The organism is Pseudomonas sp. H3_E07 (assembly GCF_054668895.1).
This window is the reverse complement of the sequence record NZ_CP162795.1, coordinates 881,205-894,501: the sequence shown is the minus strand read 5'-3', so window position 1 is coordinate 894,501 and position 13,297 is coordinate 881,205. Positions and strand designations below refer to the sequence as shown.

The 13,297-nt window shown below is 62.5% G+C and carries 17 protein-coding genes; 13 read left to right on the top strand and 4 right to left on the bottom strand.

Annotation, left to right across the window (positions count from 1 at the left end):
- Positions 1-25: 25 nt before the first annotated feature.
- Positions 26-361, top strand: a complete 336-nt coding sequence (locus AB4O08_RS04015; RefSeq protein ID WP_021492231.1) for a hypothetical protein — start codon at positions 26-28, stop codon at positions 359-361.
- 73 nt (positions 362-434) lie between these two features.
- The gene (locus AB4O08_RS04010; RefSeq protein ID WP_010211806.1) at positions 435-1,325 is read left to right on the top strand and encodes a pseudouridine synthase; all 891 of its coding nucleotides are present in this window, start codon (positions 435-437) and stop codon (positions 1,323-1,325) included.
- 55 nt (positions 1,326-1,380) lie between these two features.
- Here AB4O08_RS04010 and AB4O08_RS04005 read toward each other — a convergent pair whose 3' ends face one another.
- Both AB4O08_RS04005 and mobA read right to left on the bottom strand, forming a co-directional pair.
- Entirely contained in the window at positions 1,381-1,602 is a 222-nt protein-coding gene (locus tag AB4O08_RS04005) for a YgdI/YgdR family lipoprotein (RefSeq protein ID WP_010211805.1), read from the bottom strand.
- A gap of 79 nt (positions 1,603-1,681) precedes the next feature.
- Entirely contained in the window at positions 1,682-2,284 is a 603-nt protein-coding gene (gene mobA, locus AB4O08_RS04000) for a molybdenum cofactor guanylyltransferase MobA (RefSeq protein WP_460114715.1), read from the bottom strand.
- Positions 2,285-2,360: 76 nt separating this feature from the next.
- Between mobA and moaB the strand changes: the two genes are divergently transcribed.
- The gene (gene moaB / locus AB4O08_RS03995; RefSeq protein ID WP_460114714.1) at positions 2,361-2,900 is read left to right on the top strand and encodes a molybdenum cofactor biosynthesis protein B; all 540 of its coding nucleotides are present in this window, start codon (positions 2,361-2,363) and stop codon (positions 2,898-2,900) included.
- Entirely contained in the window at positions 2,884-4,110 is a 1,227-nt protein-coding gene (locus AB4O08_RS03990; RefSeq protein ID WP_029529197.1) for a molybdopterin molybdotransferase MoeA, read from the top strand. Before moaB ends, AB4O08_RS03990 begins: the two co-directional genes overlap by 17 nt.
- A gap of 128 nt (positions 4,111-4,238) precedes the next feature.
- Here AB4O08_RS03990 and AB4O08_RS03985 read toward each other — a convergent pair whose 3' ends face one another.
- Together AB4O08_RS03985 and fliK are read right to left on the bottom strand one after the other, a co-directional pair.
- Positions 4,239-4,568, bottom strand: coding sequence for an EscU/YscU/HrcU family type III secretion system export apparatus switch protein (locus AB4O08_RS03985; RefSeq protein ID WP_010211799.1), 330 nt, complete (start codon positions 4,566-4,568; stop codon positions 4,239-4,241).
- A complete protein-coding gene (gene fliK, locus AB4O08_RS03980) occupies positions 4,565-6,142 on the bottom strand; it encodes a flagellar hook-length control protein FliK (protein ID WP_460114713.1) in 1,578 nt (525 codons plus the stop codon). The genes AB4O08_RS03985 and fliK overlap by 4 nt, the downstream gene beginning before the upstream one ends.
- A gap of 200 nt (positions 6,143-6,342) precedes the next feature.
- Here fliK and ccmA point away from each other — a divergent pair, with 200 nt between their 5' ends.
- The 9 genes from ccmA to ccmI all read left to right on the top strand — a co-directional run bounded on the left by ccmA (position 6,343) and on the right by ccmI (position 13,282).
- Positions 6,343-6,978, top strand: a complete 636-nt coding sequence (ccmA, locus tag AB4O08_RS03975) for a cytochrome c biogenesis heme-transporting ATPase CcmA (protein ID WP_010211794.1) — start codon at positions 6,343-6,345, stop codon at positions 6,976-6,978.
- On the top strand, positions 6,975-7,643 hold the full coding sequence (gene ccmB, locus AB4O08_RS03970) for a heme exporter protein CcmB (protein WP_003189951.1): 669 nt from the start codon (positions 6,975-6,977) through the stop codon (positions 7,641-7,643). Before ccmA ends, ccmB begins: the two co-directional genes overlap by 4 nt.
- A gap of 83 nt (positions 7,644-7,726) precedes the next feature.
- Positions 7,727-8,482: a heme ABC transporter permease gene (locus AB4O08_RS03965; RefSeq protein ID WP_010211793.1), complete on the top strand. Its 756-nt coding sequence runs from the start codon at positions 7,727-7,729 to the stop codon at positions 8,480-8,482.
- Positions 8,479-8,655, top strand: a complete 177-nt coding sequence (gene ccmD, locus AB4O08_RS03960; protein WP_010211791.1) for a heme exporter protein CcmD — start codon at positions 8,479-8,481, stop codon at positions 8,653-8,655. Before AB4O08_RS03965 ends, ccmD begins: the two co-directional genes overlap by 4 nt.
- On the top strand, positions 8,652-9,107 hold the full coding sequence (gene ccmE, locus AB4O08_RS03955; protein ID WP_042570794.1) for a cytochrome c maturation protein CcmE: 456 nt from the start codon (positions 8,652-8,654) through the stop codon (positions 9,105-9,107). The genes ccmD and ccmE overlap by 4 nt, the downstream gene beginning before the upstream one ends.
- Positions 9,108-9,110: 3 nt before the next feature.
- Entirely contained in the window at positions 9,111-11,099 is a 1,989-nt protein-coding gene (locus tag AB4O08_RS03950; protein ID WP_021492223.1) for a heme lyase CcmF/NrfE family subunit, read from the top strand.
- On the top strand, positions 11,096-11,632 hold the full coding sequence (locus AB4O08_RS03945) for a DsbE family thiol:disulfide interchange protein (RefSeq protein ID WP_010211784.1): 537 nt from the start codon (positions 11,096-11,098) through the stop codon (positions 11,630-11,632). The genes AB4O08_RS03950 and AB4O08_RS03945 overlap by 4 nt, the downstream gene beginning before the upstream one ends.
- Positions 11,629-12,102: a cytochrome c-type biogenesis protein gene (locus tag AB4O08_RS03940; RefSeq protein ID WP_010211783.1), complete on the top strand. Its 474-nt coding sequence runs from the start codon at positions 11,629-11,631 to the stop codon at positions 12,100-12,102. Before AB4O08_RS03945 ends, AB4O08_RS03940 begins: the two co-directional genes overlap by 4 nt.
- Entirely contained in the window at positions 12,095-13,282 is a 1,188-nt protein-coding gene (gene ccmI / locus AB4O08_RS03935) for a c-type cytochrome biogenesis protein CcmI (protein ID WP_460114712.1), read from the top strand. Before AB4O08_RS03940 ends, ccmI begins: the two co-directional genes overlap by 8 nt.
- The last annotated feature ends 15 nt before the right edge of the window (positions 13,283-13,297 follow it).

Sequence of the window (13,297 nt, the reverse complement as noted above, 5' to 3'; positions counted from 1 at the left end):
AGCGATTGAAATAGAGGGAACGCCCGTGGTGAATGTCGAACAACTGAAAAGCAGCGTCAATCGCATGTCCGCCGACGTGGTGCGCGATGCGGTGAAGGAGCTGTGCCTCGATGGTCTGGTCACGGAAGGCAAGACGCCGTTCAACAAAGTGCACTTCAATACCTGTTTTGCCGAGATCGAGGCGCTGTTCCAGCGCGCCGGCTACCACAAGCAGCTGGATGTGGTGGGGTACCAGGGGTTGTTGTACGCGTTGTACGATCCGGGCCGTTGGGAAGCGGTGGATGTGCTGCGCTGGCTCAAGGAATTCACCGAGGCCGCCAGTGCCTCGCCGATCCTGCGGGCGGAGTTGGCCAAGGCCTGAGATCGGCCCTAGGCTCAATCCCGCTGCATGCGGGATAATGCCCGCCTGTTTGGTCAAAGGCGTCGAGCATTTCATGTCCACCTCCGGTTTTTCCGCGTCCCAACACCAAGCCAGCACGTTGTATCTGCCCCCCGGCCCTTGGGTGACGGTGCTGGATTGCCTGTGCGAGCACTTTCCGGCCATCGGCCGCGAACACTGGCTGGATCGCATCGCGCGAGGCCGAGTGCTGGATATCAACGGCAGCCCGATCGCCCTGGACCTGGCCTACAAGGAAGGCTTGTGCATCTACTATTTCCGCGAAGTGCCAAACGAGAAAGTCATCCCGGTGCAGGAAACCATCCTGTATGCCGACGAGCATCTGGTGGTCGCCGACAAACCGCACTTCCTGCCCGTGACCCCGGCCGGTGAATACGTCGAGCAAACCCTGCTGCGCCGTTTGATTCGCCGCCTGGATAATCCATCGCTGGTGCCGTTACACCGTATCGATCGGCACACCGCGGGGCTGGTCCTGTTCTCGGCCAACCCGGCCAGTCGCTCGGCTTACCAGCAACTGTTTCCCACGCGCCAGATCGATAAATTCTACGAAGCCATTGCGCCAGCACTGCCGGACCTGACGTTCCCCAGGGTGCATAAAAGCCGGCTGGTCGATGGCGAGCCGTTCTTTCGCATGCAGGAAGGTCAGGGTGTCGCCAACACCGAAACGGCCGTGGAGGTGCGCGAGAAAAAGGGCGATTTGTGGCGTTATGGCCTGTTCCCGGTGACGGGCAAGAAACACCAGTTGCGCGTGCACATGACCGCCCTCGGCGCGAGTATCTGTAACGACCCGTTCTACCCTGAGGTGATCAAGGACGCGGTAGACGACTACGCCAACCCCCTCAAACTGCTCGCCCAGGGTGTGCGGTTCATTGACCCGGTCACGGGTGAAGAGCGCAGTTTCCGCAGTCGGATCACCCTCGACTGGTAACCCCCGGAAACGACAAGGCCCGCGCGAGGCGGGCCTTGATGGCAAACGTTAAGACTTACAAGTCTTTGACGGTGCGAACCTGGTCTTTGTTGATGCGGGTGCGCTTGCCGTCAAGTTGTTCGAATTCGTAGAAACCCGAATCTTCATTGTATTTCGGGGTGTCGACGGCCTGGATTTCGCGACCGTCATTCAAGGTGATCACTGTTGGCGAGGCGCAACCGGCGAGGGTGGCGAGGCCCAGTGCAAGCATGAGAGCGGCGATGGTCCGTTGAGTCATGAGTCTGTCTCCGAGAGAATACTTTTTAATAGCTGACCTTGTGACGCGTGCAGCGCCGACAAAGTTCCTTGTGCGAGGTTCATTCTGACACGCCCGATGGCGTCTGTAACAGCTCCGGCGTATTAAGGTTGGCCAGGCGAGGGTCATCCGCCGGGCATTCCAGACCCACGCCGCCCAGTTGTAGAAACAGCTTGCGCGGGCTGCGCTCACCGGCCTGCCACGCGCTGTCTACCGCGTCGCGCAGGCCGGTGGGGACGATGCAGATCAACGGTTCCCAGAACGCACCATGGCGCACCATCACCGGCAGCCGCGGGTTGCGTTGCGCGGTTTCACGCAGCGCCTGGATCAGCCCTGCGTCGACATGCGGCACATCGCACGGCAGTATCAGCAGGTGCGCATGACGTGCGGCGGCGAGTCCCGCCCGGATACCGGCGAGCGGGCCGGGGAAGTCCGGGTTGTCGTCATTCACCAGCTGGTCGGCATAGGCGCCATAGTGTTGCGGGTTGCGGTTGCACGAGATGATCAGGTCATCCGTGAGCGGTCGCACCAAACGTTGCACGTGCGCGATCAAGGGCTGGCCGCGCCATTCCAGCAAGCCTTTGTCCTGGCCGCCCATACGTTGGCCGCGCCCGCCGGACAGCAGCAGCACCGAGCAGGGCAGGAGGGATGAATCGATAGGCATAACGGTTCCGCAGCGGCAGCAAAAGGGGGGCCTGTGATATAACATCGGGCTGTTCCTTCGACAACCGGACCGTGCCATGAAAGCCAAGGCAGATGCGCCCTTCGTACCCCTGAATATCGCTGTATTGACCGTCAGCGACACCCGTACCCTCGACACCGATACCTCCGGCCAGGTCTTTGTCGACCGCCTGACTGCCGCCGGCCACCACCTGGCCGAGCGCGTGCTGCTCAAGGACGACCTCTACAAGATCCGCGCCCAGGTCGCTCACTGGATCGCCGACGACGTGGTGCAAGTCGTGCTGATCACCGGCGGCACCGGCTTCACCGGCCGCGACAGCACCCCCGAAGCGGTGAGCTGCCTGCTGGACAAACAGGTCGATGGTTTTGGTGAACTGTTCCGTCAGATTTCCGTGGCCGACATTGGCACGTCCACCGTGCAATCCCGTGCCCTGGCCGGCCTGGCCAATGGCACCCTGGTGTGCTGCCTGCCGGGTTCCACCAATGCGGTGCGCACTGGTTGGGATGGCATCCTCGCCGAGCAACTGGACAACCGTCACCGCCCGTGCAATTTCGTACCGCACCTGAAACAGGCTGAGCCTTGTGAGTCCCGTGGGTAAGCCCGGCAAGACCGGCGCTCTGCTGCCGGTGGAAGACGCGTTGGCACAGCTGCTGGCCATGGCCGAAGCCGCGCCGATCCGCGAGCAGGAAACGCTGCTGCTGGCGGACTGCGACGGCCGTGTACTGGCGCAAGACCTGATCTCCACCCTCGACCTGCCGCCGTGGCCAAACAGCGCCATGGACGGTTACGCCGTGCGCCTGGCGGACTGGACGGGGGAGCCGTTGGTGGTCAGCCAGCGGATTTTCGCAGGGCAGGCGCCACAGCCTCTGGCGGCGGGCACCTGCGCCCGCATCTTCACCGGCGCCCCGGTGCCGGAAGGGGCCGACTGCGTGGAAATGCAGGAAAACGCCGTGGTTCACGCCGATGAGCGCGTGAGCTTCACCGAACCTCTGCACGCCGGCCAGAACATCCGCCCCCAGGGCCAGGAAACCACGGTTGGCGAGTTAGTGTTGTCGGCCGGCACGCGCCTGGGCCCGATTGAACTGGGGCTGGCGGCGTCCCTCGGTCGTGATCGCCTGGCGGTGGTACGCCGCCCGCGCGTGGCGGTTTTGTCCACCGGTGATGAACTGATCGAGCCGGGCTTGCCGCTGGGGCCGGGGCAGATCTACAACAGCAACCGACGGGTGCTGTGCTCATGGCTGGCGCGCATGGGTTGCGAAGTGATCGACGCCGGCATCTTGCCGGACGATCTGGAGCAGACCCGCGCACGTCTGGGCGGTTTGGGCAGTGTCGACTTGATCCTGTCGACGGGCGGTGTGTCGGTGGGCGAAGCGGACTTTCTTGGGATCGCCCTGCGTGAAGAGGGTGAGCTGGCGTTGTGGAAGCTGGCTATCAAACCCGGCAAGCCGCTGACCTTCGGCCACTTCCGTGGCGTACCGGTGATCGGCCTGCCAGGCAACCCGGCGTCGACGTTGGTGACGTTCGCGCTGCTGGCACGCCCTTACTTGCTGCGCCGCCAAGGTGTGCAGGATGTCGAGCCATTACGTTTTGCAGTGCCAGTGGGGTTCACCTGGCCCAAGCCGGGCAATCGCCGCGAATACCTGCGCGGTCGTATCGAGCAGGGCAAGGCGATCATCTACCGCAACCAGAGCTCCGGCGTGCTGCGCAGTGCGGCGTGGGCGGAGGGGTTTGTGGAGGTGTTGGAGGGGACGACGCTGGAGATGGGTGACCGGGTCAATTTCATTCCTCTAAGTGAAGTTCTGAACTGAACACAGGTCAAAAAAGTGGGAGCGGGCTTGCTCGCGAATGCGTTGGATCAGCCAGCGCATTGAGTGGCTGACACACCACATTCGCGAGCAAGCCCGCTCCCACAGTTTGTTTTGTGTTTGTCTGTGAGTCAGTAGTCATCCCCACGCTCCGTCACATCCCGCTCCACCGGGCCCGCATCCGGGTCATACCCCACCGGGAACTTGCCCTTCAATGTCCATGCAAACGCAATGATCTCGGCAATCGTGCGGTACAACTCCTCTGGAATGCTGTCACCCAGTTCCATCCGCGCCAGCAGCTTCACCAGCTCGGCGTTTTCATAGATGGGCACTTCGTTTTCCCGCGCCAGCTTCAGGATGGCCTCGGCCAGGGCATCGTCGCCCTTGGCGGTCAGGGTTGGTGCCTGCTGGCCGTCGTACTTGAGGGCGATCGCCTGGCGCGGTGGCGTAGGGTTTTTCATGCGGTCTCATCCACCCAGCGTTGCTCCAGTCCGGTTTTAGGCCCGCGCGGCGGGGTGCCGAGGTGGCAATCGAGGTCGCCGACATTGATGCCCGATGTCACCAGGCGTTCGCGCAGGTTGCCCAAGTGGCTTTCGATCAAGCTGGCGGTAAAGGGCCGGGAGGCCCACAACTGGCTGGACAGTTTGCCCTGGCTCAATTGCGCCTGGACCTGCAAAGGCCCCAGCGGCTCCATGTCGAAAGCCAACTCGACGCGCCAGAGCATCTGTTTGGCGTCCTTTTTTTCTTTGCGATCGGGCTGATCCTTGTCCGGCGCCGGCTCTTCGCGTTGGAACTTGACCTGCAACGGCACGATGTCCTGCAGGGTGCGCATGGGGATTTCCAACTGCCAGGTGGTTTGCAGGCGGCCGTCGGCGGTGGTGCCTGTTTGTTCCAGACTCGACAGCTGATGGCTTTGCAACCGCGAGATCGCCCCGGCGGCCAGGCGCAGCAGGTTTTCCAGGTCGCCTTCGCCTTCCAGTTTTGCCATCAACCGTTCGGGCAGTGGGAAGCCGGCGGGCATCTGGCGCGCGCTGACCTGGCCGAGCGTATTCAGTGGACTGCGCACGAAGTTGGGCAGCACCTGGGCCAGGGTGTTGGCGGCGAGGATGGCATTCATATTGGTGTTGGCGGGTAGGGCTGGCAGCAAATCGGCGACCAGGCGCAGCAAGGCGCCTTTCATATCCAGAGGCGGGATCTGTGGGTTTTGCCCGGCAAGCAGCTTGGCTTCAAGAAACGCGCCGCTGTTCTGGATGACTTGCGCCAGTACCTTGGGATTGCTGACCTGGGCCAGGTCGGGCAGGGCGGCAAGCAAACGCTCGGCGGCGCCGCGCAGCTCGGCGGAGGTCGTGTCGCCGCGCGGCAGGTTTTGCAGCGCGGTGAAGACCGCATCCAGCGAGCCCTGGCGACTTTGCTGGGTCGACAGTTGCTGCGTGACGGCCAACTGATCCTTGAGCCCGCTCAACGGCACAAAGCTCAAGGTCTGCGTATTCTGCACCACAGCGCTGAGCAGGCTGCCGACGCGCAGTGGCTGGGGGCTTTCCACGCTCAGGGTCGCGCCGGCCAGCGCGCTGTTGAGCACGGTGACCAATGACCGATAGATCGCCGGTTGCGCCGTGCCCTGGGGCAGCATCTGGGTGGTCAGCACCTTGGCCTGCAACAGTGTGCCCACCGGCATCTGATTCGTGTCGATGCGGGTGAGGGCGGCGACATTGGCGCTCAAGGCTTGTTGCAGGCTGAGGGTCAGGTTGCCGGTGGGCGTCTGGCTCACCGCCACGTTGCTGCCCAACGGCAGCGGCTGCGGGCTGCTTGCCTGCACCAATGTCTGGCGACCGCCCTCGAGGGTCAACTTGAGCAACAACTGAAAGGCTTCACCGCCTTGTTTCAGGGCGATGACCTCGGCATTCGCGGTTTTCCCGGGGTCGATCAGGCCGATCTGCGGCTCCAGCAGTTTCAACAGTTCGCCGGCCACAGGCGCAGGGCCGGGCCCGGCTGCCGGAGCAGGTGGAAGCGTAGGAAGGTTGATCTCACCGGTCATCGCGCGCGTCGTCTCTGGGGAAATTGCCCTCTTTAGAGTAGGGCATCACATGTATAATGCCGCCCGTCTGCAAAGAGAGCGGTAAAAACCTCACAACTATTTGATCCAGCTCTCTAAAATCGGTCGCCAAAGCCGTTATTGTGCATTTCTCTTTAACGGCCGCTGCACCGCCGACTTGAACCGTAAAGGCCCGCGATCTTTTGACCAGCCCTCTTCTTGAAGCCGTAGCGCTCTCCTGTGAACGCGACCTGCGCCTGCTGTTCGAGCACCTCGAATTGCGGCTGACGGGCGGTGACATGGTGCAGGTCAGCGGGCCCAACGGCAGCGGCAAGACCAGTTTGCTGCGCCTGCTGGCAGGGTTGATGCAGCCCACGGCTGGTGAAGTTCGACTGAATGGCAAACCCCTCAACGAACAACGCACCGAACTGGCACGCAACCTCATTTGGATCGGCCACGCCGCCGGGATCAAAGACGTGCTCACCGCCGAAGAAAATCTCGGCTGGCTCAGCGCCCTGCATCATCCCGTATCCCGCGATGCCATCTGGCAGGCTCTGGCCGCCGTCGGCCTCAAAGGCTTTGAAGATGTTCCCTGTCACACCTTGTCCGCCGGTCAACAGCGCCGCGTGGCTCTGGCGCGTTTGTATCTGCCGGGCCCGCCGTTATGGATTCTCGACGAGCCCTTCACCGCCCTGGATAAACAAGGCGTCGCCCAGCTTGAAGAGCACTTGGCGCGGCATTGCGAACAGGGCGGCACGGTATTGCTCACCACCCACCACACCCTGACGCGTATGCCCGCCGGCTACCGTGATCTTGACCTGGGGGAGTGGTCAGCATGAGCGTATTCGCCCTGTTGGTCGCCCGCGAAGCGCGGTTGCTGTGCCGTCGGCCGGCCGAACTGGCCAACCCGCTGGTGTTTTTCGCAATTGTCATCGCGTTGTTCCCGCTGGCGGTCGGCCCTGAGACTAAACTGTTGCAAACCTTGTCCCCAGGACTGGTGTGGGTGGCCGCGCTTTTATCGGTTCTGCTCTCGCTGGACGGGTTGTTTCGCAGTGATTTCGAAGACGGTTCCCTGGAACAGTGGGTCCTTTCGTCGCACCCCCTGCCACTTCTGGTACTGGCCAAGGTGCTGGCACACTGGGCTTTTTCCGGCCTGGCACTAGTCTTGCTCTCGCCGCTGCTGGCGATGATGCTGGGCTTGCCCGTCGAATGCCTGCCGGTGTTGCTCCTGTCCTTGTTGCTCGGTACGCCGGTGCTCAGCCTGTTGGGGGCGGTGGGCGCAGCGTTGACCGTGGGTTTGAAGCGGGGTGGCCTGTTGCTGGCCCTGTTGATTCTGCCTTTGTACATCCCGGTATTGATCCTGGGCAGTGGTGCTTTGCAGGCCGCGCTCATGGGCATGCCGGCGACCGGTTACCTCTTGTGGCTTGGTAGCCTGACCGCCCTGGCGGTAACCCTGACACCCTTTGCTATAGCCGCCGGCCTGAAGATCAGCGTCGGCGAATAATGAGGTCTGGTTAAGCGTTGTCTTAACCAGTAAAGACCCTAAGCTTTTCGCAACGACGAAAAGCTACCGTGATGGATACAGCAATGAACTGGACCTGGTTTCACAAGCTCGGCTCGCCCAAATGGTTCTATGGCATCAGCGGCAAGCTGCTGCCGTGGCTGAGCGTCGCCGCCGTGTTGCTGATCGGCATCGGCCTGGTCTGGGGCCTGGCCTTCGCGCCGCCGGACTACCAGCAAGGCAACAGCTTTCGCATCATCTATATCCACGTTCCCGCCGCGATGCTGGCCCAGTCCTGCTACGTGATGCTGGCGGTGTGCGGCATCGTCGGCCTGGTGTGGAAGATGAAACTGGCGGACGTGGCCCTGCAATGCGCTGCGCCGATTGGTGCGTGGATGACTGCCGTGGCGCTGGTCACCGGCGCGATCTGGGGCAAACCCACCTGGGGCTCATGGTGGGTGTGGGATGCACGACTAACGTCCATGTTGATCCTGCTGTTCCTGTACTTCGGTCTGATTGCCCTGGGCAACGCGATCAGCAATCGTGACAGCGCTGCCAAAGCCTGCGCGGTGCTGGCGATTGTCGGCGTGATCAACATCCCGATCATCAAATACTCGGTAGAGTGGTGGAACACCCTGCACCAGGGCGCCACCTTCACGCTCACCGAAAAGCCGGCAATGCCCGTAGAGATGTGGGCGCCGCTCCTGTTGATGGTGTTGGGGTTCTACTGTTTCTTCGGCGCCGTGCTGCTGATGCGCATGCGCCTCGAAGTGCTCAAGCGTGAATCGCGCACCCGTTGGGTCAAGGCCGAAGTACAAAGCAGCCTGGGAGCGCGCGCATGAGTTTTGCTTCTTTCAGCGAGTTTCTCGCCATGGGCCATCACGGCCTGTATGTCTGGACGGCCTATGGCATCTGCCTGGCAGTGCTGGCCCTCAACGTCGCCGCGCCGATCCTGGCCCGCAAGCGTTACCTGCAACAAGAGGCGCGTCGTCTGCGCCGGGAGACCGATAAGTGAATCCGCTGCGTAGAAAGCGTCTGTTGATCATTCTTGCGATTCTGGTGGGCGTCGGCATTGCCGTCGGCCTGGCCTTGAGCGCCCTGCAGCAGAACATCAACCTGTTCTACACCCCGACCCAGATCGCCAATGGCGAAGCGCCGGTGGACACACGGATCCGCGCCGGCGGCATGGTTGAGAAGGGCTCACTGAAGCGTTCCGGTGATTCCCTCGACGTGACCTTCGTGGTCACCGACTTCAACAAGGCCGTGACCATCACCTACCGCGGCATCCTCCCGGACCTGTTCCGCGAAGGCCAGGGCATCGTCGCCCTGGGCAAGCTCAATGCCGACGGCGTGGTGGTGGCCGACGAAGTGCTGGCCAAGCACGATGAGAAATACATGCCGCCGGAAGTCACCAAGGCCCTGAAAGACAGCGGCCAATCCGCGCCAACGCCTGCCAAGGAGGGCTAAGCCATGACGTCCGCACTGTTTATTCCGGAGCTGGGGCAGTTGGCGATGATCCTCGCCCTGTGCTTTGCCATCGTCCAGGCCGTGGTGCCATTGCTCGGCGCCTGGCGCGGTGATCGCTTGTGGATGAGCCTGGCGCAGCCTGCGGCCTGGGGCCAGTTTGCGTTCCTGCTGTTCGCGTTTGGCTGCCTGACCTACGCCTTCATGACCGACGACTTTTCCGTCGCCTACGTCGCCAACAACTCCAACACGGCGTTGCCTTGGTACTACAAGTTCAGTGCCGTGTGGGGCGCCCATGAAGGTTCGCTGCTGCTGTGGGCGTTGATCCTCGGCGGCTGGACCTTCGCCGTGTCGGTGTTCTCCCGGCAACTGCCGCAAGTGATGCTGGCTCGCGTGCTGGCGGTGATGGGCATGATCAGCATCGGCTTCCTGCTGTTCCTGATCATGACCTCCAACCCGTTCAGCCGCATCCTGCCGCAGATCCCGGCGGACGGGCACGACCTCAACCCATTGCTGCAGGACATCGGCCTGATCGTGCACCCGCCGATGCTCTACATGGGTTACGTGGGGTTCTCGGTGGCCTTCGCCTTCGCCATCGCCGCCTTGCTCGGCGGACGTCTCGATGCGGCCTGGGCGCGCTGGTCGCGGCCGTGGACCATCGTGGCCTGGGCGTTCCTCGGCATCGGTATCACCTTGGGGTCCTGGTGGGCCTACTACGAACTTGGCTGGGGCGGCTGGTGGTTCTGGGACCCGGTGGAAAACGCCTCCTTCATGCCCTGGCTGGTCGGTACCGCGCTGATTCACTCGCTGGCCGTCACCGAAAAACGCGGCGTGTTCAAGAGCTGGACCGTGCTGCTGGCCATCGCGGCGTTTTCCCTCAGCCTGCTCGGCACATTCCTTGTGCGTTCGGGCGTGCTGACCTCGGTGCATGCGTTCGCGTCCGACCCTGAGCGCGGCGTTTTCATCCTGATCTTCCTGCTGTTTGTGGTGGGGGGTTCCCTGACGTTGTTTGCGTTGCGTGCGCCAGTGGTCAAGAGCCGGGTCGGCTTCAACCTGTGGTCGCGGGAAACCCTGTTGCTGGGCAATAACCTGGTGCTGGTGGTGGCCGCGTCGATGATCCTGCTCGGCACCCTGTACCCGCTGGTGCTGGATGCCTTGAGCGGCGCCAAGTTGTCCGTGGGCCCGCCGTACTTCAACGCGTTGTTTATCCCGTTGATGGGCCTGTTGATGGTGGTGATGGCCGTTGGCGTGCTGGTGCGCTGGAAAGACACCCCGGTGAAATGGCTGGTGGGCATGCTGATGCCGGTGCTGCTCGGCAGCGTGGCCTTGGCCGTGATCGCCGGGGTTGCCTACGGCGATTTCAACTGGGCAGTGCTCGCCACCTTCCTGCTCGCCGCCTGGGTATTGCTGGCCGGCGTGCGTGACATCTTTGACAAGACTCGCCACAAAGGCCTGATCAAAGGCCTGCCAACCCTGACCCGCAGCTATTGGGGCATGCAGATCGCCCACATCGGCATCGCCGTGTGCGCCCTGGGTGTGGTGCTCTCCAGTCAGAACAGCGCCGAGCGCGACCTGCGCCTGGCACCGGGAGAGTCCATGGACCTGGCCGGTTACCACTTCATTTTTGAAGGCGCCAAGCACTTCGAAGGGCCGAACTTCACGTCAGACAAAGGCACCGTTCGTGTAGTCCGCAACGGTAAGGAAATCGCCGTGCTGCACCCGGAAAAACGTCTGTACACCGTGCAGAGTTCGATGATGACCGAGGCCGGTATCGACGCCGGTTTCACCCGCGACCTGTATGTGGCGCTGGGTGAACCCTTGGGCGACGGTGCCTGGGCGGTGCGTGTGCATGTGAAACCGTTTGTACGCTGGATCTGGTTCGGCGGCTTGCTCACCGGTTTCGGTGGTTTGCTGGCTGCGCTGGACCGGCGTTATCGGGTCAAGGTCAAGAGCCGGGTGCGTGAAGCCCTCGGTCTGCAAGGAGCGGCGGTATGAAGCGTTGGTTGATGGTTGTGCCGCTGGCGTTGTTCCTGGTGGTCGCCGTGTTCCTGTATCGCGGTCTGTATCTGGACCCGGCCGAGCTGCCCTCAGCGATGATCGGCAAGCCGTTCCCGGCGTTTTCACTGCCGACCGTGCAGGGCGACAAGACCCTGACTCAAGCTGACTTGCTGGGCAAACCGGCGCTGGTCAACGTGTGGGGCACCTGGTGCATCTCCTGCCGTGTCGAACACCCGGTGCTGAACAAGCTGGCCGAGAAGGGCGTGGTGATCTACGGCATCAACTACAAGGACGACAATGCGGCGGCCTTGAAATGGCTGGCCGAGTTCCACAACCCTTATCAGCTGGATATCCGTGATGAAGACGGCAACCTCGGTCTGAACCTCGGCGTCTACGGTGCCCCGGAGACCTTTTTCATCGATGCCAAGGGCGTGATCCGCGACAAGTACGTCGGTGTGATCGACGAAGTGGTCTGGCGCGAGCAACTGGCCGCCAAGTACCAGGCACTGGTCGATGAGGCCAAGCCATGAAGCGTCTGTTAGCCGCTGCAGTCCTGGCTCTTGGACTGGTCGGCGTGGCCCATGCCGCCATTGACACCTACGAGTTCGCCAAGGACGGTGATCGCGAGCGCTTTCGCGAACTGACCAAGGAACTGCGCTGCCCCAAGTGCCAGAACCAGGACATCGCCGACTCCAACGCACCCATCGCCGCCGACCTGCGCAAAGAGATCTTCCGCATGCTGGGGGAGGGCAAGGACAACCAGCAGATCATCGACTTCATGGTCGACCGCTACGGTGATTTCGTGCGCTACAAACCGGCCCTCACCGGCAAGACCGCGCTGCTCTGGTTCGGCCCCGCCGGGCTGTTGCTGACTGGCGTGGTGGTGATGGCCGTGATTGTGCGCCGCCGCCGCGCCGCGCCGACCGATGGTTCCGACGCGCTGTCCCCTGAAGAGCGTAAACGCCTCGACCAATTGCTGGACACCAAGACTGATGATTGATTTCTGGCTCGCAGCCGGCTTGCTGCTTCTGATTGCCCTGAGTTTCCTGTTGATCCCTATACTGCGCGGCCGCCGTGCCCAGCGTGAAGAGGACCGCACCGCGTTGAACGTGGCGCTGTACCAAGAGCGTGTCGCCGAGCTGCAAGTGCAGCAGGACGAAGGCGTGCTCAACGCCGCGCAACTCGACACCGGCCGCGCCGAAGCGGCGCGTGAATTGCTGGCCGACACTGAAGGTGTAGAAAAGCCCCGTGAATCGCGCCTGGGCAAGCCGCTGCCATTTCTGGCCGCGTTTTTGGTGCCAGTCCTGGGTGTTGCGCTGTACCTGCATTACGGGGCCAGCGACAAGGTTGAACTCACCCGCGAATTCTCCCAGCCACCGGTGTCCATGGAAGACATGACCCAGCGCCTGGAACGCGCCGCCGCCGCCCAGCCGGATTCGGCAGAAGGCCTGTACTTCCTGGGCCGTGCCTACATGGCCCAGGACCGGTCCGCCGATGCCGCCAACGTGTTCGAACGCACCGTGGCGCTGGCCGGTCGTCAGCCGGAACTGCTCGGCCAGTGGGCCCAGGCGCAGTACTTTGCCGACAACAAACAGTGGTCGCCCAAGGTTCAGGCGTTGACGGACGAGGCCTTGAAGCTTGATCCGAAGGAAGTCACCAGCCTTGGCCTGCTGGGTATCGCTGCGTTTGAAGGCCAGCGTTATCAGGAGGCTATCGACTACTGGAACCGTCTGCTGGCCCAGCTGCCACCGGAAGACAACTCCCGTGCGGCGTTGCAAGGCGGTATCGACCGTGCTGCCGAAAAACTCAAAGAGAGCGGTGGCACCGTCGTCCCTCAAAAAGCCGCGATGAAAGTTCGTGTGGATCTGAGCGCCGACGTGAAGGCCAAAGCCCTGCCCACCGACAGTGTATTCATCTTCGCCCGCGCCGTGAAAGGCCCGCCGGCACCGTTGGCAGCCAAACGCGTCACCGTCGCCGAACTGCCGATCACCGTCGAACTGGACGATGCCGACGCAATGATGCCGCAGTTGAAACTGTCGAACTTCCCCGAAGTCCAACTGGTTGCGCGCATATCCCGGGCAGGTGTTCCGACAGCTGGCGAATGGATCGGCCGCAGCCAACCCTTGGCCAGCACCACTACTGCGCTGCAGCAGCTGACCATCGACAGTCCGGATAAGTAATTTCGAGGAAACGCC

Excerpts from the sequence above, each read along its gene's own strand:
- AB4O08_RS03965 (WP_010211793.1), top strand. The coding sequence starts at position 7,727 with ATGAACTGGACCTGGTTTCACAAGCTCGGCTCGCCCAAATGGTTCTAT.
- ccmD (WP_010211791.1), top strand. The coding sequence starts at position 8,479 with ATGAGTTTTGCTTCTTTCAGCGAGTTTCTCGCCATGGGCCATCACGGC.
- mobA (WP_460114715.1), bottom strand. The coding sequence starts at position 2,284 with ATGCCTATCGATTCATCCCTCCTGCCCTGCTCGGTGCTGCTGCTGTCC.
- ccmI (WP_460114712.1), top strand. The coding sequence starts at position 12,095 with ATGATTGATTTCTGGCTCGCAGCCGGCTTGCTGCTTCTGATTGCCCTG.
- AB4O08_RS03940 (WP_010211783.1), top strand. The coding sequence starts at position 11,629 with ATGAAGCGTCTGTTAGCCGCTGCAGTCCTGGCTCTTGGACTGGTCGGC.
- ccmB (WP_003189951.1), top strand. The coding sequence starts at position 6,975 with ATGAGCGTATTCGCCCTGTTGGTCGCCCGCGAAGCGCGGTTGCTGTGC.
- AB4O08_RS04010 (WP_010211806.1), top strand. The coding sequence starts at position 435 with ATGTCCACCTCCGGTTTTTCCGCGTCCCAACACCAAGCCAGCACGTTG.
- AB4O08_RS03985 (WP_010211799.1), bottom strand. The coding sequence starts at position 4,568 with ATGAAAAACCCTACGCCACCGCGCCAGGCGATCGCCCTCAAGTACGAC.
- fliK (WP_460114713.1), bottom strand. The coding sequence starts at position 6,142 with ATGACCGGTGAGATCAACCTTCCTACGCTTCCACCTGCTCCGGCAGCC.
- AB4O08_RS03945 (WP_010211784.1), top strand. The coding sequence starts at position 11,096 with ATGAAGCGTTGGTTGATGGTTGTGCCGCTGGCGTTGTTCCTGGTGGTC.
- AB4O08_RS03950 (WP_021492223.1), top strand. The coding sequence starts at position 9,111 with ATGACGTCCGCACTGTTTATTCCGGAGCTGGGGCAGTTGGCGATGATC.
- AB4O08_RS04005 (WP_010211805.1), bottom strand. The coding sequence starts at position 1,602 with ATGACTCAACGGACCATCGCCGCTCTCATGCTTGCACTGGGCCTCGCC.
- moaB (WP_460114714.1), top strand. The coding sequence starts at position 2,361 with ATGAAAGCCAAGGCAGATGCGCCCTTCGTACCCCTGAATATCGCTGTA.